Origin of the sequence: uncultured Maricaulis sp., from assembly GCF_963976135.1 — a bacterium.
Classification (GTDB): domain Bacteria; phylum Pseudomonadota; class Alphaproteobacteria; order Caulobacterales; family Maricaulaceae; genus Maricaulis.
In genome coordinates, this window is the sequence record NZ_CAXBKN010000044.1 from 1 (window position 1) to 24,111 (window position 24,111).

20 protein-coding genes are annotated in these 24,111 nt (G+C 63.0%); 18 read left to right on the forward strand and 2 right to left on the reverse strand.

Going from position 1 to position 24,111, the window contains the following annotated elements; translation table 11 throughout:
* The 17 genes from AAC023_RS07715 to AAC023_RS07795 all read left to right on the forward strand — a co-directional run.
* Positions 1–733: ABC transporter ATP-binding protein (locus AAC023_RS07715; protein WP_339739823.1), on the forward strand; the 733-nt coding region annotated here is incomplete at its 5' end.
* A 268-nt stretch (positions 734–1,001) separates the two neighbouring features.
* Entirely contained in the window at positions 1,002–4,445 is a 3,444-nt protein-coding gene (gene dnaE / locus AAC023_RS07720; protein WP_339739825.1) for a DNA polymerase III subunit alpha, read from the forward strand.
* Between the two features lie 199 nt (positions 4,446–4,644).
* Complete coding sequence (gene rpsB / locus AAC023_RS07725; protein WP_339739860.1) at positions 4,645–5,475, forward strand: 30S ribosomal protein S2; 831 nt, start codon at positions 4,645–4,647, stop codon at positions 5,473–5,475.
* Positions 5,476–5,510: 35 nt separating this feature from the next.
* A complete protein-coding gene (tsf, locus tag AAC023_RS07730; protein WP_339739827.1) occupies positions 5,511–6,449 on the forward strand; it encodes a translation elongation factor Ts in 939 nt (312 codons plus the stop codon).
* 114 nt (positions 6,450–6,563) lie between these two features.
* Positions 6,564–7,283: a UMP kinase gene (gene pyrH / locus AAC023_RS07735; protein WP_339739862.1), complete on the forward strand. Its 720-nt coding sequence runs from the start codon at positions 6,564–6,566 to the stop codon at positions 7,281–7,283.
* 19 nt (positions 7,284–7,302) lie between these two features.
* A complete protein-coding gene (gene frr, locus AAC023_RS07740; RefSeq protein WP_339739829.1) occupies positions 7,303–7,869 on the forward strand; it encodes a ribosome recycling factor in 567 nt (188 codons plus the stop codon).
* Positions 7,870–7,894: 25 nt separating this feature from the next.
* Positions 7,895–8,632, forward strand: a complete 738-nt coding sequence (locus AAC023_RS07745) for an isoprenyl transferase (protein ID WP_339739832.1) — start codon at positions 7,895–7,897, stop codon at positions 8,630–8,632.
* Positions 8,616–9,419 (forward strand): phosphatidate cytidylyltransferase, encoded by an 804-nt coding sequence (locus tag AAC023_RS07750; RefSeq protein WP_339739834.1) that lies wholly within the window; start codon positions 8,616–8,618, stop codon positions 9,417–9,419. The genes AAC023_RS07745 and AAC023_RS07750 overlap by 17 nt, the downstream gene beginning before the upstream one ends.
* Positions 9,416–10,621 (forward strand): 1-deoxy-D-xylulose-5-phosphate reductoisomerase, encoded by a 1,206-nt coding sequence (dxr, locus tag AAC023_RS07755; protein ID WP_339739836.1) that lies wholly within the window; start codon positions 9,416–9,418, stop codon positions 10,619–10,621. Before AAC023_RS07750 ends, dxr begins: the two co-directional genes overlap by 4 nt.
* 1 nt (position 10,622) lies before the next feature.
* A complete protein-coding gene (locus AAC023_RS07760; RefSeq protein ID WP_339739838.1) occupies positions 10,623–11,795 on the forward strand; it encodes a M50 family metallopeptidase in 1,173 nt (390 codons plus the stop codon).
* 26 nt (positions 11,796–11,821) lie between these two features.
* Positions 11,822–14,185, forward strand: a complete 2,364-nt coding sequence (bamA, locus tag AAC023_RS07765; RefSeq protein WP_339739840.1) for an outer membrane protein assembly factor BamA — start codon at positions 11,822–11,824, stop codon at positions 14,183–14,185.
* 3 nt (positions 14,186–14,188) lie between these two features.
* Positions 14,189–14,776 (forward strand): OmpH family outer membrane protein, encoded by a 588-nt coding sequence (locus AAC023_RS07770; RefSeq protein ID WP_339739842.1) that lies wholly within the window; start codon positions 14,189–14,191, stop codon positions 14,774–14,776.
* A gap of 18 nt (positions 14,777–14,794) precedes the next feature.
* Positions 14,795–15,841: a UDP-3-O-(3-hydroxymyristoyl)glucosamine N-acyltransferase gene (lpxD, locus tag AAC023_RS07775; protein ID WP_339739844.1), complete on the forward strand. Its 1,047-nt coding sequence runs from the start codon at positions 14,795–14,797 to the stop codon at positions 15,839–15,841.
* Positions 15,834–16,277, forward strand: a complete 444-nt coding sequence (gene fabZ, locus AAC023_RS07780; RefSeq protein ID WP_339739846.1) for a 3-hydroxyacyl-ACP dehydratase FabZ — start codon at positions 15,834–15,836, stop codon at positions 16,275–16,277. Before lpxD ends, fabZ begins: the two co-directional genes overlap by 8 nt.
* The gene (lpxA, locus tag AAC023_RS07785) at positions 16,277–17,071 is read left to right on the forward strand and encodes an acyl-ACP--UDP-N-acetylglucosamine O-acyltransferase (RefSeq protein ID WP_339739848.1); all 795 of its coding nucleotides are present in this window, start codon (positions 16,277–16,279) and stop codon (positions 17,069–17,071) included. The genes fabZ and lpxA overlap by 1 nt, the downstream gene beginning before the upstream one ends.
* Positions 17,064–17,912, forward strand: coding sequence for a UDP-2,3-diacylglucosamine diphosphatase LpxI (lpxI, locus tag AAC023_RS07790; protein ID WP_339739850.1), 849 nt, complete (start codon positions 17,064–17,066; stop codon positions 17,910–17,912). Before lpxA ends, lpxI begins: the two co-directional genes overlap by 8 nt.
* A complete protein-coding gene (locus AAC023_RS07795) occupies positions 17,909–19,078 on the forward strand; it encodes a lipid-A-disaccharide synthase (RefSeq protein ID WP_339739853.1) in 1,170 nt (389 codons plus the stop codon). The genes lpxI and AAC023_RS07795 overlap by 4 nt, the downstream gene beginning before the upstream one ends.
* 74 nt (positions 19,079–19,152) lie before the next feature.
* On the opposite strand, the gene gltA is transcribed toward AAC023_RS07795, so the two are convergent.
* Positions 19,153–20,460, reverse strand: a complete 1,308-nt coding sequence (gltA, locus tag AAC023_RS07800; RefSeq protein WP_339739864.1) for a citrate synthase — start codon at positions 20,458–20,460, stop codon at positions 19,153–19,155.
* A 30-nt stretch (positions 20,461–20,490) separates the two neighbouring features.
* On the reverse strand, positions 20,491–21,891 hold the full coding sequence (gene gltX / locus AAC023_RS07805; RefSeq protein WP_339739856.1) for a glutamate--tRNA ligase: 1,401 nt from the start codon (positions 21,889–21,891) through the stop codon (positions 20,491–20,493).
* 137 nt (positions 21,892–22,028) lie between these two features.
* On the opposite strand from gltX, the gene AAC023_RS07810 reads away from it, so the two are divergent.
* On the forward strand, positions 22,029–24,111 hold a 2,083-nt coding region (locus tag AAC023_RS07810), incomplete at its 3' end, for a ComEC/Rec2 family competence protein (RefSeq protein WP_339739858.1).

Consider the following 24,111-nt stretch of genomic DNA (forward strand, 5'->3'; position numbering starts at 1 on the left):
GCCTGGCGCGCGGCCCGGCTCGATCCTGTCGAGGCGCTGCGCTATGAGTGAACCGGTTCTGGAATTGCGCGATATCGAGCGCACCTATGTCACCGAGGCCGATGAGCTGCACGTCTTGCGCGGGGTCAATCTGGTGCTGATGCCCGGCGAGATCGTCGGTCTGGTCGGGCCATCGGGGTCAGGCAAGTCCTCGCTGTTGCACGCGGCAGGTCTGCTCGAGCGTCCCGATAGCGGTGAAGTCCTGATCGGCGGCATTCCGACCCGCGACATGCCCGACCGCCTGCGCACCGCAGTGCGCCGCCGCGATGTCGGTTTCGTGTATCAGTTTCACCATTTGCTCCCTGAATTCGATGCCCGCGAAAACATCGTCCTGCCGCAACTGATTGCCGGTGTGTCCCAGCGCCGGGCCGTCGAGCGCGCTGACCAGCTGCTGGCCATGCTCGGCCTGTCCGAGCGCGCCAGCCATCAACCGGCGCAGCTTTCCGGCGGCGAGCAGCAGCGCGTCGCCATTGCGCGGGCGCTGGCCAATTCGCCGCGCGTCCTGCTCGCCGATGAACCGACCGGCAATCTCGACCCGGCGACGTCCTCGACCGTGTTCGAAGCCTTCCGTGACACGGTGAGAGAACAGGGCGCTGCGGCCTTGGTCGCGACCCATAATCACGAGATTACCGAGCGGATGGATAGGGTCGTCACCTTCGCTGACGGCCAGCTGACCGCCTATACCGGCCCCTGATCCAATCTGAACCGGGACGAATTTTACGGCTTGCGCTTGACGCTGTGCGTTTTCCATGAAAAGAACAAAACAGGAACACGCAAACCGGAGGGGTTCAATATGCGTCGTATGGTTCAGGATATCTCAGCAGCAACCGCCATTCTCGGCTTCGCCTGGATGATCACCATGTGGGGATCGGTTCTCGGCGCGGTCTGATCGCGTTAGACTTCCGGATTCGGGCCGCAGGCAGCGGGCCGGTATCTGGGACGGTTTGACGGGAGAGGCGGCCATGAGCGCGAAACAGCCCTTTGTGCATTTGCGCGTCCGCTCGCCCTATTCCCTGCTGGAAGGCGCAATCCGGATTCCCAAACTGGTCGAGGCTTGCCTGGCCCAGGACATGCCGGCCGTCGCGCTCACTGACACCAATAATCTCTACGGCGCGCTGGAATTTTCCGAATATGTAGCCGGAGCCGGCATCCAGCCAATCATTGGCTGCACGCTCTCGATCCGTCTGGGTACTCCCCATCCCGGTGAACGCGCCGCACCCGATGGCACGATCGCGCTCCTGGTCCAGAACGAGGCCGGCTATCAAAATCTGATGGCGCTTTCCAGCGCCGCTTTCCTTGATGTCGACGGCAGCGAGGAACCGCATGTGCCCCTGGAGCAGGTGTTGTCCCGTGCCGAAGGGCTGATCGCGCTGACCGGCGGGCCGGACAGCGCGCTCAACCGTTTGATCGTTTCGGGCCGCAAGCCCGATGCGGCCGCCTTGCTTGGCCAGTTGCAGACGGCCTATGGCGACCGGCTCTATCTCGAACTCCAGCGTCATGGCCTTGCCGATGAGCTGGAGGCCGAGAACTGGCTGGTCGAGCAGGCCTATGCACGCGGCCTGCCGCTGGTCGCCACCAATGAGGCCTATTTCCCCGACGCCTCGATGCACAAGGCGCATGATGCCCTGCTGTGCATCTCGCAAAGCTCCTATGTCTCTGTTACTGACCGGCGCCGGGTGACGCCGCTCCACTACCTCACCAGTCCCGACGAGATGAATGCGCGCTTCGCGGATCTGCCAGAGGCGCTGGCCAATACGATCGAGATCGCGCGCCGCTGTGCCTTTCGCGTTCGCACCCATGCCCCCATCCTGCCCAGCTTCCCGACCGAGGCCGGCCGCGATGAGGGCGAGGAACTCACCGCCCGGGCGCATGAGGGGCTGACCGCGCGGCTCGCTGCCGGTGCTGCGGCGGCGCCGGAAGAGGATTACCGCGCGCGGCTCGATTTCGAACTCAATGTCATCAAGGAAATGGGCTTTCCGGGTTATTTCCTGATCGTTTCAGACTTCATCCAATGGGCGAAGCACGCCGATATTCCCGTCGGACCGGGCCGGGGGTCGGGTGCCGGTTCGCTGGTCGCCTATTCATTGACGATTACAGATCTGGACCCTTTGCGCTTCGGCCTCCTGTTCGAGCGCTTCCTCAATCCGGAACGGGTATCGATGCCCGATTTCGATATCGATTTCTGCCAGGAACGCCGCGGCGAGGTGATCCGCTATGTGCAGGAGCGCTATGGCGCCGACCGCGTCGCCCAGATCATCACATTCGGTACGCTGCAGGCGCGCGCCGTGGTGCGCGATGTCGGGCGGGTGCTGCAAATGCCGCTCGGTATGGTCGACCGGCTGGCCAAGATGGTGCCGGCCAATCCGGCCAATCCGGTCACGCTGGGCCAGGCGCTCGATCTCGAGCCACGGCTGAAGGAAATGCAGCGCAATGACCCGTCCGTGGCGGCGCTGCTGGAAGTGGCTCTGAAACTGGAGGGATTCTTCCGCAACGCCTCGACCCACGCCGCCGGTGTCGTGATCGGTGACCGGCCGCTCAATGAGCTGGTGCCGCTTTATCGCGACCCGCGCTCGGATATTCCCGCCACCCAGTTCAACATGAAATGGGTCGAGCCGGCCGGTCTGGTGAAGTTCGACTTCCTCGGCCTGAAAACCCTGACGGTGATCGCCCGCGCGCTGCAATATGTCGAGACCGCCGGCAGGGATGTGCCCGATCTCGAACGGATCGAGTTTGATGACGGCCCGACATTCGAACTTCTGGCCTCGGGCCACGCGATCGGCGTGTTCCAGCTGGAATCCACCGGCATGCGCGACACGCTGAAGAAGATGAAGCCCGATCTGATCGAGGATCTGATCGCTCTGATCTCGCTCTATCGTCCCGGCCCGATGAAGAATATCGACGTCTATGTCGATCGCAAATTCGGCCGCGCCGAAGTTGATTGTCTCCACCCCGATCTCGAGGGCGTGCTCAAGGAGACCTATGGCGTCATCATCTATCAGGAACAGGTGATGCAGATCGCCCAGATCCTGTCGGGCTATTCGCTCGGCGAGGCGGATCTGCTGCGCCGCGCCATGGGCAAGAAGAAAAAGGAGGAGATGGACAAGCAGAAGGCCCGTTTCCTCGAAGGCGCCGAAGCGCGCGGCGTCAACCGGGCCAAGGCGGGCTATATCTTCGAGCTGGTGGCTGAATTTGCCGGCTATGGCTTCAACAAATCGCACGCCGCCGCCTATGCGCTGATCGCCTACCGCACCGCCTTTCTGAAGGCCAATTACCCGGTCGAATTCATGGCCGGCCTGATGTCGCTCGACCGCGCCAATACCGACAAGCTCTCGGCCTTCTTCCAGGAAATCCGCCGCATGAAGATCGAGGTGCGGCCGCCGGATGTGAATGCCTCGCACGCCGACTTCACCGTCGAGGAGGGCACGATCCGCTTTGCCCTTGGCGCGATCCGCAATGTCGGCTTCGCGGCGATGGAGCATATCGTTGAGGAGAGGGTGGCGAACGGCCCATTCAAGGACCTCTATGACTTCGCCGAACGCATTGATCCGCGCGATGTCAACAAGCGCACGTTCGAGAACCTGGCGCGGGCCGGCGCCTTCGACAGTCTTGATTCCGACCGGGCGCGCGTCTTCGGGGCCGCTGAAACCCTGATCTCGATGGCGCAGCACGCGGCCGAGCAGCGCGAGAGCGCCCAGGCCAGCCTGTTTGGCGGCGGCGATGCCGATATCGCCCTTGAGCGCCCGGTCATTCCCGAGCGCGAACCCTGGATCGCGACCCAGCGGCTCGACGGCGAACTGGCGGCGATCGGGTTTTACCTGTCCGGCCATCCACTCGATGATCTGAGTGAACAATTGACCCAGCGCGGCGTGGTCTTCTTCGCCGACGCCCCGGCCCGCGTCGCCGATGGCGCGACGGCGCTGCGGCTCGCCGGTGTGGTGCGCCGGCGCCAGGAACGTGTCTCCAACAAGAATGGCGAACGTTTCGCCTGGGTCACCCTGTCAGACCCGACCGGCGAGTTCGAGGTCTTTGTCGCGGCTGATCTCTTGCAGGCCTCGCGTGATCTGCTCGATGCGGGCACGGCCATCCTGGTCAATTGCCGCGTCGATGCCCGCGAGGACCAGATCGGTTTCTTCTCCGACCGGATTGATGCGCTCGACATGCAATTCTCCGCCGACGGTCTGAGGATCCGCCTTGATGACGCCCAGGCCCTGGCCGGTATCCAGGCCCGGATGGAGCGCGCCGACAACCGTCCCGATGCCAAGCGCCGGGCGGTGGTCCAGCTGCTGGTTCCGCTGCGCGATGGCGGCGAGGTGGAGCTGAAACTGGCCGGCCGCCACTGCGCCGATGCGGCCGTGCAGGCGGCTTTGAAAGCGGTTCCCGGCGTCGCCTCGGTCGAAACCGTCTGACCGGTGGGCGCGACTGCGCCGGGGCGCTGTTGCACCGCTTGCTATTGGCCCGCTTCAAACGTATAAGCCGCGCCATCCCGCACACGGGGCTCGGAAGACGTCAAAATCTTTCGCTCCGGTGCCGTTCGACGTCGAACGGCTCCGCTCCGTGGAGGCCAACCGGAAAAAGGATTTAACGATGGCACTCCCTGATTTCTCCATGCGTCAGCTTCTCGAAGCTGGCTGTCACTTTGGTCACCAGACCCACCGCTGGAACCCGAAGATGAAAGATTTCATCTTTGGCGAACGCTCCAACATCCACATTCTCGATCTGTCGCAAACCGTTCCGCTGCTGCACCAGGCCCTGGTGAAAGTGCGCGATACGGCAGCCAAGGGCGGCCGCGTGCTGTTCGTCGGCACCAAGCGTCAGGCGTCCGAGCCGCTGGCCCTGGCGGCCAAGCGTTGCGCCCAGTATTACGTCAATCACCGCTGGCTTGGCGGTACGCTGACCAATTGGCGCACGATCTCTTTCTCCATCGCTCGCCTGCGTGAGCTGGAAAACATGTTCGACAGCGAAGGCGGCCTCGGCGGTCTGACCAAGAAAGAACAGCTGATGCTGACGCGCGAGCGCGACAAGCTCGAGCGCGCGCTCGGCGGTATCAAGGACATGGGCGGCGTGCCGGACCTGATGTTCGTGATTGATACCAACAAGGAAGGCATTGCCATCCTGGAAGCCAAGAAGCTTGGTATTCCCGTGATCGCCATCCTCGACAGCAATTGCGACCCCGACCTGATCGACATGCCTATCCCGGGCAATGACGATGCGAGCCGCGCGATTTCGCTGTATTGCGATCTGATTGCCGATGCTGTCCTCGACGGCATGACCGACAGTCAGATGGCGATGGGTGTTGATATCGGCGAAGCCGAAGCTCCGGTTGAGGTTCTCGCTGAAGAGACCGTCACCGAAGCGGCTGCCCCGGAAGCTGCGCCAGCGGTTGCCCCGGAGGCCGCCACTGACACCTCGTCCGCATCTGACAAGACCGAAGCCTAAAGCCTCGATCACACCACAAGACTCAGGAGATACCGATGGCTGCGATTACTGCTGCTCTCGTGAAGGAACTGCGCGAGAAGACCGGCGTAGGCATGATGGATTGCAAGAAGGCGCTGACCGAGAATGGTGGCGATCTCGATGCCTCCATCGATTGGCTGCGCAAGAATGGTCTGTCCAAGGCCGCCAAGAAAGCTGACCGTATTGCTGCGGAAGGTCTTGTTGCTGTCGCGTCAGACGGCGCTTCGGGTTCGGTTATCGAACTCAATTCCGAGACGGATTTCGTCGCGCGCAACGTCGCCTTCCAGAATACCGCTGGCGAAATTGCCAAGCTCGCCCTGACCGCCGGTGACGATGTCGCCGCGATCAAGGCTGCCAAGATGGCATCGGGCAGTTCGGTTGAAGACCATCTGACCAATCTGATCGCGACGATTGGCGAAAACATGTCGCTGCGCCGCGCCGCGGTGGTCACGGCCAATCCGGGCGTTGTTGCCAGCTATGTCCACAACGCTGTTGTTGACGGTGCCGGTGCGCTCGGCGTGATCGTGGGTCTGAAATCGACCGGCGATGCTGCAAAGCTCAACGAACTCGGCCGCAAGATCGCCATGCATATTGCGGCCGGTGCGCCGGCCGTGGCGCTTTCGGTTGATGTCGATGGCGTTGATGCCGCGATTGTCGACAAGGAACGCGAAGTCTTCGCGGCCCAGGCGCGTCAGTCCGGCAAGCCTGAAAGCATTGTCGAGAAAATGGTCGAAGGCCGGATCCGCAAATTCCTCGAAGAAGTCGTGCTGATGAAGCAGGTCTTCGTGATGGATCCCGATCGCACGATCGAGAAAGTGGTTGCGGATGCGGCTGCCGAAATCGGCAGTCCGATCGAAATCACCGGCTTTGTCCGCATGGCTCTCGGTGAGGGCGTCGACAAGGGACCGGAAGAAGACTTTGCTGCAGAAGTCGCTGCCGCGACTGGTAAAGCCTGAGAATAACGAAGCGCCGGCGCTTTCAAGCGCCGGCGCTTTGTATATGCTGCGCTCGTGACCGATTCATCTTCATCCTCGCCTCAGCGCCCCGCCACCCCGCCGCGTTTTCGCCGCGTGCTCCTGAAAGTGTCCGGAGAGGCCCTGATGGGCTCCCGCACCAACGGAATTGATCTCGAAACCGCCAGTCATATCTCGGGTCAGGTTGCCGATGCGGTGGCTGCCGGGGTCCAGGTCTGTCTGGTTATCGGCGGTGGCAATATCTTCCGCGGCCTGTCCGGTGCTGCCAAGGGGATGGACCGCACTGCCGCCGACTATATGGGCATGCTCGCGACGGTGATGAATGCGCTGGCGATGCAGAGTTCACTCGAGCGCATCGGTGTGCAAACCCGGGTTCAGTCCGCGATTCCGATGACGACTGTATGCGAGCCCTATATCCGCCGCCGCGCCATGCGGCATATGGAGAAGGGCCGGGTGGTGATTTTCGCCGCCGGCACCGGCAATCCCTATTTTACGACCGATACCGCCGCCGCCTTGCGCGCGGCTGAAATGGGCTGTGACGCCCTGTTCAAGGGCACCCAGGTCGATGGCGTCTACAGCGCTGACCCCAAGACCCACCCCGACGCTGAACGCTATGATCAGCTCGATTATCTCGATGTCCTCGCGCGCGATCTGAGGGTAATGGACGCCTCGGCGGTCTCGCTGATGCGCGAGAATGCGATCCCGATCGTGGTGTTTGACATCCATCAGCCCGGCGGCCTGGTGAATGTCCTGCACGGGCAGGGCGTTTGCACCGTGATCGGCAAGGTCCGGTCCGAAACCGCGACCAGCGAATAACTTCAAAGAAGGCAGAGCCATGAGCGACGCGACCGATTATGACGAGGACGACCTGAAACGCCGCATGAGCGGTGCGGTTGAATCCCTGCGCAAGGAATTTGCCGGCTTGCGGACCGGGCGCGCCAGCGCCGGCCTGCTCGAGCCGATCCGGGTCGAGGCCTATGGGTCGCCAACCCCGCTGACCCAGCTGGCCACTGTCTCCGTGCCGGAATCGCGGATGATCACCGTCTCGGTCTGGGACCGGGCCCTGGCACCGGCCGTCGACAAGGCGATCCGCAATTCGGCGCTCGGGCTCAACCCGATCATGGAAGGTCAGATGCTGCGCATCCCGATTCCGCCCCTCAATGAGGAGAGACGGGCCGAGATCGCCAAGCTGGCGGGCGGCTATGCCGAAAATGCGCGTGTTGCGGTTCGCAATGTCCGCCGTGACGGCATGGACGGGCTCAAGAAGCTTGAAAAGGATGGCGTCCTTTCCGAGGACGAGCAGAAGTCCTTTGCCGAGGACGTCCAGAAGTTGACGGATGAGGCGATCAAGCGCATCGATGAGACCCTGAAGGCCAAGCAAGAAGAGATCATGCAGGTTTGATCGGCCTGCACTGCGGAGCGAGACCATGAGCGAGGACGTCTCTGCTCTCAGTCCGGTGCCCAGGCATGTCGCCATCATCATGGATGGCAATGGCCGTTGGGCAAAGGCACGGGGCCGCCCGCGGGCATATGGCCATGCGCGCGGCGTGGAAGCCGTGCGGCGTGTGGTTGAGGCCGCCGGCGAAATGGGCGTGCGCCATCTTACCCTGTTCAGCTTCTCCACGGAAAACTGGAACCGTCCCGCCGATGAGGTCGGGGCTCTGTTCGAACTGATGCGCCGCTATGTCGAGGCAGATCTGGAAACCTTGCGCGGGCGCGGTGTGCGGGTCCGCATTATCGGCCGACGCGACAATCTGAGCAGCGAGTTGAGAGCCATTATCGAGCGTGCCGAAAACGGCACGCGGGATAATCGCGATTTTCATCTCACCATTGCCTTCAATTATGGCGGACGCGATGAAATCGTTCGCGCCAGCCAGGCGCTGGCACGCGCGGCGCAGGCCGGCGAGATCGACCCCGAAGGGATCGATAGCGACGCCTTCAGCGCCAGGCTCGATACCGCCGATTTGCCTGATGTTGATCTGGTGATCCGGACGAGTGGCGAGCAGCGCATCTCCAACTTCCTCCTTTGGCAGGCGGCCTATGCCGAACTGCTGTTCCTTGATGTGCTATGGCCTGATTTCGAGCCCGGACACCTGTCCGCGGCGATCGAGAGTTTCCAGCAGCGCGAACGGCGCTATGGGGGGCTGGATGCCGGCGCGGCGTGATCCTGCCTTTCGCAGGCGACTGCTCTCCGCTCTGGTGCTTGGCCCGCTCGCTCTAGGCCTCTTGAGCTATGGCGGTTTGCCTTTCACCGCCTGGGTCGCCGCCTTCGCCGCAGCGATGGCCTGGGAATGGATCCATATGTCGGATTCAGAGGCGCCGCCCGTCGCCTATGCCATCGCCTGTGCGACGGCCTCGGGCACCGTGCTGCTGGCCGGTCAGACCGGGATCGGCGATGCGGTGTTCTGGGGCGCTGTCGGTACCCTGGCCAGCGGCATTGAGCGCTGGCGACGCGGCTGGTCGATCGAGGTGATCGGGGTGCTCTATGTTTCTCTGGCCGCCGCCTTGCTCGCCGCGATGCGGTCCGAGCCGGCGCATGGCTTGCAATCAGTCGTGCTGTTATTTGCGATTGTCTGGGCTGCCGACAGTTTCGCCTATCTGGTCGGCACCTGGATTGGTGGTCCCAAGCTTCTGCCCCAGGCCAGCCCGAACAAGACCTGGTCAGGCTTTTTCGCCGGTCTCGCGGCAGGGCTCGCCGCCGGACTGGCCACCGGGATACTCTTCGGACTCGACCCCGTCGCGACTGCGATCTTTGCTATTATCGTGGCGACCGCTTCGGTGGCCGGCGACCTGTCGATGTCGATCTTCAAGCGCAGTTTCCATGTCAAGGATTCCGGCACATTGATACCGGGCCATGGCGGGGTGCTCGATCGGGTTGATGCGCTGATGCTTGCGGTCATCGCGGCCGTGATTACGGAACGCTTCCTCTCGCTGGGCTGGACGGTGTCATGATGGCGGCACGGCGCATTTCCGTTCTCGGGGCGACTGGCTCTGTGGGGCTGGCAACGCTGGACCTGATCGAGCGCGCCGAGCCGGGCCGTTTCGAAGTCGTGGCGCTGAGTGCAAACCGCAATGCGGCCGGGCTTGCCAAGCTGGCAATCCAGCACAGGGCCCGTTTTGTTGCCATTGGCGATCCGGCCGCCGCGGGCGATTTGCGCGCGGCCCTGAGCGCCCATCCGGAGATCGAGATCGGGATCGGCGCCGAAGCGATTGTCGAGGCCGCCAGCCGTGAGGCAGACTGGATCATGGCCGCGATTGTTGGTGCGGCTGGGTTGAAACCGACCCTGGAAGCGCTACGGCAGGGGCGGGCGCTCGCCTTCGCGAACAAGGAATGCCTGGTCTGTGCCGGCGCGCTTTTCATGCGCGAGGCCGCCGCTTGCGGCACGCGCCTTCTCCCGGTGGATTCCGAGCATAATGCCGTTTTCCAGGTGTTCGATTTCGAACGGCGTGCAGCAATCCGCGCCATCACACTGACCGCATCGGGCGGGCCCTTTCGTACCTGGTCGCTAGAGCGGATGCGTGGTGCGCGGCGCGAGGACGCGCTGGCGCACCCGACCTGGGAGATGGGCGCCAAGATCACGATCGACAGCGCGACGATGATGAATAAGGGGCTCGAGATCATCGAGGCCTGCTGGCTGTTCGATCTGCCGCCCGACCGGGTTGAGGTCGTGGTACATCCGCAATCCATCGTCCATGGCATGGTGGAATATGCGGATGGCAGTGTGCTGGCGCAATTGAGTTCGCCGGACATGCGCACGCCGATCGCCAGCGCCCTGGCCTGGCCGCAGCGCATGCGTGCGCCGGTCGAACGCCTGCGGCTGGGCGAGCTTGCGCGGCTTGATTTTGAATCGCCCGATGATGTGCGTTTCCCGGCCTTGCGGATGGCCCGCGAGGTGATCGCTGCCGGTGGTCCTGCGCCTGCGGTATTCAATGCCGCCAATGAGATCGCTGTCGCCGCCTTCCTGAGCCGGCAGATCGGCTTCCTTGACATCGCGGCCAGCGTTGCGGAGGTTCTTGATCGTAGCCAGGCTGATACGGACATGCCCCAAGCGGTCAGCTCATTCGATGATGTGTACGCCATCGATGCGCGTGCGCGCCAACTGGCACGCGACTTGATAGACAAGCGTGCAACACTAAGAGCGCGGACACCCTGATATGAGCCTGATCGGCAGCGGATTTCTGACTATATTCTCCTTCGTTTTCCTCATTTCCATCGTCGTGGTGATTCATGAGCTCGGGCATTATTGGGCCGGCCGGGTCTGCGGCGTTCATGCCGAAGCATTTTCGATGGGGTTTGGACCGACCCTGCTCTCCTGGCGGGACAAGCAGGGCACGGTCTGGCGCGTCGCGGCCTTTCCCCTGGGCGGTTATGTCAAGTTTCTCGGCGATGCCGGCGCGGCCAGTGAACCGGACGAGGCCAAGCTTGCGGAAATCCGCGCGCATATGGGGCCGGATGCGGAAAAGTGCTATCATTTCAAACCGATTTGGCAAAGGGCTTTCATAACGGCGGCCGGACCGCTTGCCAATTTCGTGCTGGCCGTCACGATTTTCGCCAGTCTCGCCCTGTCGCTCGGCGTCAATTATCTTGAGCCGGTCGTCGGCGGGTTTACCGAAAATTCGAGTGCTGAAGAGGCCGGCTTCCAGATTGGCGACCGGATCACGGCGATCAATGCCCAGCGGGTCGACCGGTTTCGCGACATTACGAGCGAAGTCAGCTGGCGGCCCGGCGAGCGGCTGACATTCCAGGTCGAGCGCGATGGCGAATCCCTGGTTTTGCAGGCCGCCGCGGCGTTGACGATTGTTCCCGATTCCTATGGTGGTGAGCGCCAGATCGCGCGCCTGGGCATCCAGTCGAACGGCGTGCCGCTCCGACGCAGCTTCAACCCGGTCACGGCGGTCGGCTATGGCATGAGCCAGACCTGGACCGTGGTTTCCATGACCGGGCGTTATGTCAGCTATGTCGTGACCGGGCGCGCCCCGCCGACCATGCTCAATGGCCCGCTGGGCATTGCGACCACGGCCGGTCAGACAGCGATGACCAGTGTCGAGCTCGGTCAGGACGCGGCGCAGAGCGTCTTTCTCCTGCTGATAAACCTTGTGAATCTGGCCGGTTTTCTCTCGATCGGACTGGGTTTAGTGAATCTTTTGCCGATACCGATCCTCGACGGCGGGCATCTGGTGTATTACGCCTATGAGGCGGTGGCCCGGCGTCCTTTGAGTATGAAGGCGCAGGCGATCGGTTTTCGTGTGGGTCTTGCACTTGTCCTCGGGATGATGCTTGTAGCGACCTGGAATGACCTGAATTATCTTCTCGGCCAGATTTTCTGACCGGGCCCAGCAAGCGGCGATTTTCAATGGTAAGTGTTCTGCGCGTGCTCTTTGCGACCCTGATGACCCTTGGCCTGCCGGCGGTCGTATCGGCGCAACAAACCGATCCCGCGACGGCGGAAGCCGCGGTGGAGGCGCCAGCCGCGCTGCCGGTCATCCGTCAGATCCTGGTCGAGGGCAATCAGCGCGTCGAAGTCGACACGGTGTTGTCCTATCTGTTGATCCAGCCGGGACAGGTTGCTGATGAGCGCCTGACCAATCTGTCGATCCATACGCTGCTCGCGACCGGCCTGTTTTCCGACGCCCAGATCGAGAATCGCGGCGAAATCGTCCTCGTCCGCGTGATGGAAAACCCGATCATCAACCGTGTTGTGCTCGAGGGTAACCAGGCGATTGATGACGACAAGATTACCGATGAAATCCAGGCGCAGCCGCGCGCCATCTTCACCCGCGCCCGCGTCCAGTCCGATGTTCAGCGTATCATCGAGGTCTATCGCCGTTCCGGCCGCTTCGCCGCGACCGTGACGCCGAAGATTGTCGAACAGCCCCAGAATCGTGTCGATCTGGTGTTTGAAATCTCCGAAGGCCCGGTCACCGGCGTGCGGCGGATAAATTTCATCGGCAATGAGACTTTCTCCGACAACCGTCTGCGCCGTGAACTGGTGACGCGCGAATCGCGTTGGTGGCGTTTCTACGGCTCGAACGATAATTACGATCCCGACCGGCTTGAATATGATCGCGAATTGCTGCGCCAGTTCTACCAGAATCGCGGCTATGCGAACTTCCGGGTTCTCTCTGCCGTCGCCGAACTGACGCCGGACCAGGAATCCTTCTACATCACCATCACGATTGATGAGGGCGAGCTGTACAATTTCGGCGCCGTCACCGTCAGCACCGAAATCGAAGACCTGAACGAGGAATATCTCGCCGCACTCCTGCCCGTCAGGGAAGGGGATGTGTTCCGTGGCGAGCTGATCGAGCAGAGCATTGATGCCCTGACCTTCGCCGCCGGCGCGTCGGGCTATGCCTTCGTCAATGTCCGCCCCGTGACCGAGCGCGATCGCGACACCAAGACCGTCGTGGTTGAGTTCGTCATCGATGAGGGGCCACGCGTCTATATCGAGCGCATTGATATTGCCGGCAATACCCGCACGCTCGACCGGATCGTCCGGCGCGAGCTCGATATCGTCGAGGGCGACGCCTTCAACCAGGTCCTGGTTGACCGGTCGCGCAATAATATCCGGCGCCTCGGCTTTTTCGAGGAAGTCGAGCTGGAGGAAACGCCGGGTTCGGCACCGGACCGTGCCCGTGTGCGCGTCCAGGTCACCGAGCAACCGACCGGCGAGCTCGCCTTCGGTGCCGGTTTCTCCTCCACCGATTCCTTCCTCGTCGACCTGTCGATTTCGGAACGCAATCTGCGCGGCCGTGGTCAATTCCTGCGCTTCCGGGTGTCCGTCAGCGGGACGCGGGAAACGATCGATGTCCGCTTCACCGAGCCACGCTTCCTGGACCGTAATCTGGCGGCCGGTTTCGACCTTTTCCGGGTCAATTCCGACTTCCTGTCCGAAGCCTCATTCCAGACCGCGTCGACCGGCGGCAGCCTGCGTCTGGGCTTCCCGGTCACGGCGCAGGCCAATCTTCAGCTGCGCTATACCCTGCGGACCGATGATGTTCAGGTTTACTCGACGGCATCGCAGGCGCTGCGCGACCAGGCGGGTAGCCGGGTGACCTCGGTTCTGGGTTATACCCTCAACTGGTCACGTCTCGACGACCCGATTGAACCCCATAACGGCTTCCGTTTTCAGTTCAGCCAAGATTTCGCCGGATTTGGGGGCGATGTTCGCTACGTCCAGACAGAATTCACCGGCTCCTACTTCAAGGGTCTCTTCGGCGACGTCGTTGCCAGCTTCAATATGAATAGCGGCTTCATCCTGCCGTGGAGTGGTGACTCAGTCCGGATCAATGACCGATTCTTCAAAGGCGGCAGTTCATTCCGCGGCTTTGAAGTCGCCGGTGTCGGGCCGCGCGTCGTCAGTCGCGATCCGACCACAGGCGACCTGATCCGCCAGGACGCACTCGGTGGCAGGCTTTATGCAATCGGTTCGTTGGAAGTCAATTTCCCGCTCGGCCTGCCCGAGCAATACGGTGTGCGCGGCAGCGTGTTCACCGAGTTTGGTACTCTGGGTCTGCTGGATGAAAGCGATCAGATTGATGAAGCCACGGGCCAGCTCTTTACCGTGGACGATCTGGCGCTTCGTGCATCAGCCGGGGTCAGCATCTTCTGGGATTCACCATTTGGTCCGGTTCGCTTCGACTTTGCCCAAGCCTTCATGCGTGAAGATTATGACAAAGCCGAATTCTTCCGTTTCAGTACTCGTACAGGGTTCTAAATAATGAAATCGTTTAAACTTTTCGTCCTTCTGCCGATCTTCCTCGCTGGTCTCGCCGCTCCGGCAATGGCCCAGCAGAACATCGCCGTGATCAATGAACAGCGCGTCCTGCGCGAGAGTGTCGTTGGTCAGCACATCCGTACACGCCTTGAAGCAATCGGCGCAGAAGTCCGCGCCGAGCTGACAGCGATCGGCCAGCCGATCCAGCAGCAGACAGAGGCGCTGACGACTGAAACCGCTTCCATGACCCAGCAGGCCATCCAGCAACGGCCCGATCTGATGCAACGCATTGAAGCGCTGAACCAGCAGGCGCAGCAATTCGAACTTGAGCGTCGCCGCCGCGAGCAGGAGCTTGCCCAGACGGAACGTCAGGCGATGCAGCCGGTCTATGAGGCCCTCAATCCCATCCTTGAGGAAGTCGTTGCCTCGCGTGGCATCGATATCCTGGTGGATCGTGCCAATCTGGTCTTTTCCAGCCCGGATGTTGATATCAGCGATGCGGTCATCGCCCTGCTGAACCAGCGCCTGCCGACCGTGCCGGTCAATCGTGTCCGCCTTCCTGAAGGTGCACCGGCCGCGGCTCAGCAATAGAATAGTCAGGACAAGCCCGTGGCAGACCTGCGGTTCTATCAGGGGCTTGGCCCGATCACGCTCACAGAGATCGCCGCACTTTCGGGTGCGGCGATTTCTGATTCTGCGGCCGGCGCACACATGATCAACGATGTCGCTCCGCTTGAAGCGGCGCAGGCCGGCAAGCTGAGTTATGCGGAATCGGACAAGGCCCTGACGGGCCTCGCTGCGGGCGTATTGCGCGGCGTCATCCTTATTGTGAAGCCGGATCTGGCCGAACGGGCAGCCGGGATGGGCGCCCTGACCCTCACCCACGCTGCGCCGCGTCAGGCATTTTCGCGGATCGGCTGGCATTTGTTTGAACTGCGCGAATTTGACGGCGCTGCAGCGCGTCATCCCCAGGCCAGATGCCATCACACGGCGCGCATCGCGCCCGGCGTTGTGATCGGGGCCGGCGCCTCGATTGGCGAGGAGGTGCGGATCGGTCCCAATGCCGCAATCGGTCCGGGTTGCCGGGTCGGGCGCTTCACCTCGATAGGCGCCAATGTCAGCCTGAGCTGCGCCGATATCGGTGAATCCTGCAATATTCTTGCGGGAGCCGTGATTGGCGAGGCGGGTTTCGGTGTCGCAGTATCGGGCGGCAGCGTGATCGATGTGCCGCATCTGGGCGCCGTACGGATCGGGGATAATGTGACCATCGGGGCCAATTCAACCATTGATCGCGGCGTGTTTGGCGAGACCAGTATCGGCAATGGCTGCAAGATCGATAATCTGTGCCATATTGCCCATAATGTCCGCATCGGGGATGCCTGCCTGATGCCGGCCTTCGCCGGGGTTTCGGGGAGTAGCCGGATTGGCGATGGCGTCATGTTTGGCGGCCGTGTCGGTATTGCCGACCATGTCGTGATCGGCGCCGGGGCCCGCATCGGCGCCAATTCTGCGGTGATGGCCGATGTGCCTGCCGGTGAGACCTATGCCGGGGCGCCGGCGCAACCAATCCGCTCGCATATGCGCGAGATCGCCGAAATTCGCCGCATGGTGCGGGCGCGCGCCAAATCCAGGTCCGGGGAGGCATCGGGTGACTGAACGCATTGAAAATAACGAAATCCTCCAACTGCTGCCACACCGCTATCCCTTCCTGCTGATCGATGCCGCGGAAGATTATGTCGAAGGCGAGTCGATCACGGGCATCAAGGCCGTGACGGCGAATGAACCCTACTTTCCGGGCCATTTCCCCGGCAATCCGGTGATGCCGGGCGTCTTGATGATCGAGGCGCTGGGACAGACCGGAGCCGTGCTGATGTACAAGACGCTGAAGGCTTCGCCCGAGAGCGCGACCGTCTTCTTCATGGGGGCGGACAAGGTCAAATTCCGCTTTCCCGTGCGCCCGGGCATGCTGTTGCGCCTGCATGTCGTCGTCACCGCAGCCCGGCATGGCGTGTTCAAATTCCGTGGCGAAGGTTTCGCCGATGGCCACAAGGCTGTTCAGGCCGAATTCTCTGCGAAGGCGATTACACACTGATGGACGCGACCCGTATTCACCCGACCGCCATTGTCGCCGCCGATGCCAGGATTGGCGAAGGTGTCGAGATCGGCCCGTTTTGCATAATTGGCCCGAATGTCATCTTGCACGACCGGGTCCGGCTGATCTCGCATGCGACCGTTGATGGTTATACCGAAATCGGGGATGACTGCGTGCTCTATCCCGGCGTCCATCTGGGGCACCCGCCGCAGGATTTCAAATTCCAGGGCGAGGAAACCTGGCTCATCCTCGGCCAGCGCAATATCATGCGCGAGGGCGTGACGATGCATCCCGGCACGGCCTTCGACAAGGCGCGCACCGTGGTGGGAAGTGATTGCTACTTCATGGCCGGATCTCATATCGCCCATGATTGCATTGTTGGTGACCGTGTCGTGCTGGCCAATGGGGCCCAGATTGCGGGTTCGTCGCAGATTGGTGATCACGTCATTTTCGGTGGCTTGTCCGGCATGGTCCAGAAAACACGGGTCGGGCGCCACGCCTTTATCGGCGCCATGACCAAGGTCGCCGCCGACGTGATTCCCTATGGATCGGTCAATGGCAATGACGCTTATCTGGTCGGATTGAATGTGGTGGGTTTGAAGCGTCGCGGCATGCCGCGCGAGGCGCTGCGCGATTTGCGCGCCGCTTACCGTTTGCTGTTCGCGGAGGAGGGCACGTTCCAGGAACGCCTCTCCGATGCCAGCGATCTCTACGCCCATAATGACCACGTGATGGAAATCATCGCCTTTATCCGCGCCTCCTCGAAACGTGCGCTTTGTATGCCCCATGCCTGATCAGCCAAAATGGACCCGGCTGGGCCTGATTGCGGGCGGCGGCGATCTGCCGGTCGAGATTGCGCAGGCGATGGCGGGCATGAATCCCTTCATCGTCCGGGTCAAAGGATTTGGCACGGATCCGTTTGACGGTTTCGAGAGCGTCGAGAAATCCATCGGCCAGATTGGCGGCATCCTCAAGGCTCTCAAGACGGCCGGTTGCGATGCCCTGTGCTTTGCCGGCTATGTCACCCGTCCCGACATCAAGGATCTGCAGATGGATGCGCGTGGGCTCGTGCTTGTGCCCAAGGCGCTGGCGGCCGGTCGCAAAGGCGATGACGCGATCCTGCGCGTCGTGATCGATGAATTCGAGCAGGCCGGCCTGACCGTCATCGGCGCCAATGACGTGCTTAAATCCCTGGCCCCGGGCGCCGGCTTGCTGACCGGGCATGCCCCTACCGGGCGCGATCGTGCCGACATCGCCAAGGCGCTGATGACGGCCCGCCATATGGGCGAGATTGATATCGGCCAGGCCGCTGTCGTTGCCCAGGGTGTCGTGCTTGCGGTCGAGGCGCAGGAAGGCACGAATGGCATGCTCGACCGGATCACCGATCTGCCCATGCATTTGCGCGGCGCAGCCGGTGAAAGGCTCGGCGTGCTGGCCAAGACCCCCAAGCCGATCCAGGAACGGCGGATCGATCTGCCCACGATCGGTCTAGAGACCGTGCAGCGGTGTGACCGCGCCGGCCTGGCCGGGATTGCGCTGGAGGCGGGCGGGGCCCTGATTGTCAATCGTGAGGCTGTCATCGCCGCGCTGGACGCTGCGGGCATGTTTCTGGTTGTCGAGGACGCGGCGACATGAAATCGGCGCCCCTGGTCTATCTGGTGGCTGCCGAACGCTCCGGGGAATTGCTCGGCGCCGATCTGATCCGCTCCCTGCGCAAGCGGCGCGGCGATGATCTCGCCTTCGCCGGCGTCGGTGGTGCAGCGATGGCCGCCGAAGGTGTGCCGACGGCGGTGGATATTGATGGCCTCGCCATTATTGGCTGGATTGATGGCCTGCTGGCCTGGCGTCGCGTCAAGGAGCGCGTCGCGCTGACCGTGGCCGATATACTTGCCCGCAAGCCCGACGTGGTGGTGTTGATCGACAGCTGGGGCTTCATGCTGCGGGTCGCCCAGGGTGTGCGCGCCGCCGACCCATCGATCAAGCTGATCAAATATGTCGGCCCGCAAGTCTTCGCGACCCGGCCCGGCCGTGCCAAGACCCTGGCTGCGACGGTCGATCACTTGCTGTCCATTGTCAGTTTTGACGCGCCTTTCTATACCGATTTCGGCCTGCCGGTGACCTTTGTCGGCAATCCGACACTCGAGCGCATGACGGTCGGCGAGGGGGCGGCGTTCAGGGCACGTCATGAGCTGGCTCCGGATAGCCAGGCCATGCTGGTCCTGTTCGGGAGCCGGCCCTCCGAGATCCGGCGCATGTATGATGTCCTTGTTGCGGCGGTCGCGCGGGTCCTGCGGCGCCGGCCCGGGTTGAAGATTGTCATTGTTCTTGCCGAACCGGTCGCGGAGATCGTGCAGGCGCGCCTGCAGATCGATACCCGCATGCCCGACGACATCATCATTGTCAGCGAAGCGGAAAAGGCCGACGCCTTCGCGGCCGTCGATCTCGCCCTGGCCACCTCGGGCACCGTGATCACCGAATTGGCGACGACCGGCGTGCCGACTGTCGCCGCCTATCGGCTCGGCTGGATTACCTGGGCCCTGATCCGCATGCTCAATGTGATGAAATCGCCCTACACCACGCTGGTGAATATGGCCTCGGATTCCAATCTCGTGCTCGAACATGTCCAGACCCGCTGTACCGCGCCGCGTCTGGAGAGGTCGGTGGAGAGCTTGCTGGAGGCCCCCGAGCGGCGGCTGCAGATCAGCCAGGCGCTGCGCCAGGCGACTGACGAGATGCGCGGCGAGGGCAAGGCCAGCGACCGCGCGGCCGAAGTCGTGCTGCAATACCTGCCCACGGCCTGACGCCTTGCCATCGGCACAATGAAAAAAAAGGCCGCCCGGTGGGGCGGCCTTTCTCATGACGTGCCGACGCTGGATCAGCCGCGCTTGCTCAGATCGACATAATCGCGCGAGGTGGCACCGGTGAAGAGCTGGCGCGGACGGCCGATCTTCTGGGATGGATCCTCGATCATTTCCGACCATTGCGCGATCCAGCCGACGGTGCGCGCGACGGCGAACAGCACGGTGAACATCTCGGTCGGGAAGCCCATCGCGCGCAGCGTGATGCCCGAATAGAAATCGATATTCGGATAGAGCTTCTTCTCGACGAAATACGGGTCTTCCAGGGCGATTCGCTCGAGCTCGAGGGCGACCTGCAGCAGGGGGTCATTGCCGTGGCCAGTGATCTCGAGCACTTCATGGCAGGTGTCGCGCATCACCGTCGCACGGGGATCGTAATTCTTGTAGACGCGGTGTCCGAAGCCCATCAGGCGGAAAGGATCATTCTTGTCCTTGGCCTTGGCGATGTATTCCGGGATGCGGTCAACGCTGCCGATTTCGGTCAGCATGTTGAGCGCGGCCTCATTGGCACCGCCATGCGCCGGGCCCCACAGCGAGGCAATGCCCGCAGCGATACAGGCGAAGGGATTGGCACCCGACGAGCCGGCGAGACGCACGGTCGAGGTCGAGGCGTTCTGTTCATGGTCGGCATGGAGGATGAAGATCCGGTCCATCGCGCGGGCCATGACAGCATTGGCTTCATAATCTTCCGCCGGGACGGCGAAACACATGCGCAGGAAATTGGCTGCATAATCCATGTCATTGCGTGGACTGATGAAAGGCTGGCCGATCGCGTATTTGAACGCGCGGGCCGCAATCGTTGGCATTTTGGCGATCATGCGATGGCTGGCAATTGTGCGCAGTTTGGGATCGGTGACGTCCGTGCTGTCATTATAGAAGGCCGACAGCGCACCGACGGTGCCGACCATGATCGCCATCGGGTGGGCGTCGCGGCGGAAGCCCCGGAAAAACTGGTCGAACTGGTCGTGCAGCATGGAGTGGCGACGGATCGTCCAGTCGAAATCCTGCAGCTCGCCGGGCGTCGGCAGATTGCCGTGCATCAGCAAATAGCAGACTTCGATAAAGGACGAGCTCTTGGCCAATTGCTCGATCGGATAGCCGCGATAGAGCAGGACGCCCTTGTCGCCGTCGATATAGGTGATCTGGCTCTCGCAGCTACCTGTCGAGGTGAAGCCCGGGTCATAGGTGAACATGCCGGTCTTGCGGTAAAGCGAGCGAATGTCGATCACATCCGGCCCGATCTCGCCGCTGAGCACAGGAAACTCAACGCTCACGCCGTTATAGGTGAGCGTCGCGGAACCGTTTGGTTTGGCCTTGCTTTCCATCATGTCTTCCCTATCTCGCGACCGCCGGCATCAGATGCGCGGCGGCAATTGATCCTTGATCCGATCGAGCACTTCATCGCGGCCGAGAAAGGCCATCACGAGTGCAAGATCCGGGGCGGGTGCCCCACCGGTCAGAACCGCACGGAGCGGCTGACCGATTTTGCCAAAACCGACATTCTCGGTTTCGGCGAATTGCTTGAGCAGGCTGGCGAGCGACGCATCATTCCATGCATCGGTTTCCACCAGACGCGTGAAAAGCCGGTTAAGACGCGCGCAAGCGGTCTCGTCCAATTGTTTGGCAAGCTTGCCTTCGAGCTGAAACGGGCGCGCTTTCACCAGAAAATAGGCCTGCTGGGCCAGTTCGGCCAGCGTTGCGGCGCGGGTTTTGAGCGCCGGCATCGCATTTCTTATGCGCTTTGCCTTCAGGGCCGCATCCTCGATCTGACCGTCCAGCCCTTCCAGGAAAGGTGTGACGAGCTCACAAAGGCGCGCATCATCGGCCCGCGCGATATGGTGGGCATTGATATGCGACAGTTTGTCCAGGTCGAGCCGGGAGGGCGATTTATTGAGCCCGCCCATGTCGAAGGCCGCAATGGCCTCGGCATCGGTGAAGAATTCCTGGTCGCCATGGGACCAGCCCAGCCGCAGCAGATAATTGCGCAGGCCTTCGGGCAGATAGCCCATATCGCGGTAGGCTTCGGCGCCGAGCGCGCCATGGCGCTTCGACAATTTCTTGCCGTCGGGCCCGTGGATCAGCGGAATATGGGCGAAGACCGGACGCTTCCAGCCCATCGCATCATAGATCTGTGCCTGACGCCCGGCATTCACCAGATGATCATCACCGCGAATGATATGGGTGATGTCCATATCATGATCATCGACGACGACGGCGAGATTATAGGTCGGGCTCATATCGCTGCGCAGCAGGACGAGATCGTCGAATTCCTTGGCCGCCCAGCGCACTTCGCCCTGGACCGCGTCCTCGACCAGCATATCCGCATCACCGGCGCGAAAGCGTACGACAAAGGGCGCGCCTTCGGGCGCATCGGCCGGGTCGCGATCACGCCAGGGCGAGCGCAGGGCCCGGCCTTCATCGAAGGCTGCCGCGCGCAGGGCGTCGACTTCATCGGCGTCGCAATAGCAGCGGAAGGCGTGACCGGACGCAACCATTTGGTGTGCAATCTCGACATGCCTGTCGGCTCGGCTATATTGGGAGACCACATCGCCGTCCCAGTCGAGGCCGAGCCAGCTCAGCCCGTCCTGGATCGCATCGATCGCCGGCTGCGTCGAACGGGCGCGGTCGGTGTCCTCGATCCGCAGCAGGAATTGCCCGCCATGATGACGCGCGAACAGCCAGTTGAACAAGGCCGTACGGGCGCCGCCTATGTGAAGGAAGCCCGTCGGGGAGGGAGCAAACCGGGTGCGGATCATGGTTTTCAAGTGTTGCACCTGCGAGATCATGCTGCGCTGCAAGAAGAATATCGTTTGTTAGCATGATTACCGGCGGTGGCGATAGGGGTTAGACAGGGAGGATTGGACGGGTGAGACAGCCCGGGCCCGGATATGGCGTGAGGCCGCCCGCAGCCGCGGTGGTCTTTGTGCAGGCCGGGCGGCCGGCCATCATTGCCGCGCTCGGCTTTGCGGCCGGTTGTGCCGTCTATTTCGACCTGCCATTCGAGCCGTCCGCCCTGTGGGCTGCAGCCCTGGCGGTATTGGCTCTTACCGGTCTGCTGGCGGCGCGTTCCATCACCCGCGGTGCGGCCCTGAGCCTGGCCGCGCTGGCCTTGCTGGCTCTGGCAGCCGGTCTGGCGCGGGCCCAGCATCGCAGCCACGCGCTCGGTGCGGGCCCCGGCGTGGCGCTGGCCTATGGCCGGCCGATGCAGGTGACCGGCTGGCTGGAAGCGGTCGAGCGCAATAGCCGCGGCCGGGCCCGTCTCTCCATCCGCCTGCCACGCGAGCATGCTGCTCCGGCGCGCCGGGTCCGGGTCCTCGCCTCCGACCCGGACCTGGCGCCGGGCGCCGCGGTCAGTATTCTCGCCATTCTGGAACGGCCGCGGCGCGCGCCGGTGCCGGGCAGTTATGATTTTCGTTTCAACGCCTATTTCGCCGGCATTGTCGGCAGCGGTTTCGCGATTGCGCCGCTCGAAGCCGGGCCCGCCCTCGACCAGGACGCACCGGCCCGCACTGTCGCGCGCTGGCGCTGGCAGATCGCCGGGCATTTGCGCGCCCGTCTGCCCGGACGCAATGGCGCCATGGCGGCCGCCTTGCTGACCGGTGACCGTTCCGGACTCACCCCGGAGGTCAGTGAAACCCTGCGTGCGGCCGGGCTCGGTCATGTCCTGGCAATATCGGGCATGCATATGGCCTTGTTCGCCGGCGGGATATTCCTGATTCTGCGCTTTGGCCTCGCCGCCATCACGCCCTGGGCGCGGCGTTTTGATGCGGCCGGGCCGGCGGCGATCGGCGCGCTGCTGGCCGGGGCGGGCTATTTCATCCTGTCGGGCGGCGCCATCCCGACCCAGCGCGCCTTTCTGATGGCGGCGGCTGTGCTGACCGGTGTGCTGGTCGGACGCCGCGCGCTCTCCTTGCACACATTGGCGCTGGCGATGATCTTCGTGCTCGCCCTGCAGCCCGAAGCCGTGCGCGCGGCAGGCTTTCACATGTCCTTTGCGGCGGTGGCGGCGCTGATCGCCTGTGCCGATATCTGGCGCCAGCAACGCCGCCCGCCGGCACCGCTCGGCCTGGGCCGGGGCAGCCTGTCGGCGCTGGGCGGATTGAGCCTGACCAGTGTCATCGCCGGCTTTGCGACATCGGGCTTTGCCGCTTTCCATTTTCACCGCATCGCCGGTTACGGCCTGATCGGCAATCTCCTGGCCATGCCGGTCTTCACCTTCATCGTCATGCCGGCCGGGGTTGCAGCGCTCTTCCTGATGCCCTTCGGGCTCGATCAACCGGCATTGCATGTGATGAGCCTGGGCCTGGATGTGATGTTCGCCATTGCCGACCGGGTTGCCGCCGCACCCGGCGCCCTGCGCCCCGTCATCGCCGCGCCCGGCTGGGTCCTGCCGCTCTACGCCGCCGCCTTTGTCGCAGTCCTGCTCGGGCGCGGCCTGGTGCGGATGGGCGGGGCAGGGCTGGCCCTGGCGGCACTGGCGGGATGGAGCCTCGCCCCGGCGCCGGATATCTTCGTCTCCGAGGGCGGCGTGGTCGTGGCGCGGGCGCTGGACGCATCGGAGGCCTGGACCGTCAGTTCGCGCCGTCGCAACCGCTTCGCCGTGACGGTGTTTCTTGAGCGGCGCGGCGTGCGCGCACGCCCCGCACTGGCCGGCCTCGGCTGCGACGATCTGGGCTGCAGCGCCATGGCCGGGGCCCTGTATGAAAACGATTCAGGGAGGAGCGGGCGCGGCCTGCGCTATGCCGTGCTCGAGCAGCCGGAGGCCTGGCGCGAGGACTGCCGGCGCAGCCAGCTTGTCGTCCTGACCGCCAACCTCCCGGCCTGGCTATGGCGTGAGTGTGAGGCCTTGATACTGGACCAGGCCTGGCTGGAGGCGAGGGGCGGCACGCTGATCTGGCTCCGCGGCAGTGCGATCGAGCGTCTCCAGAGCGTCTCGGCCCGCGAAGGCGACCGGCCCTGGCAGCGGCCGCTCTCAA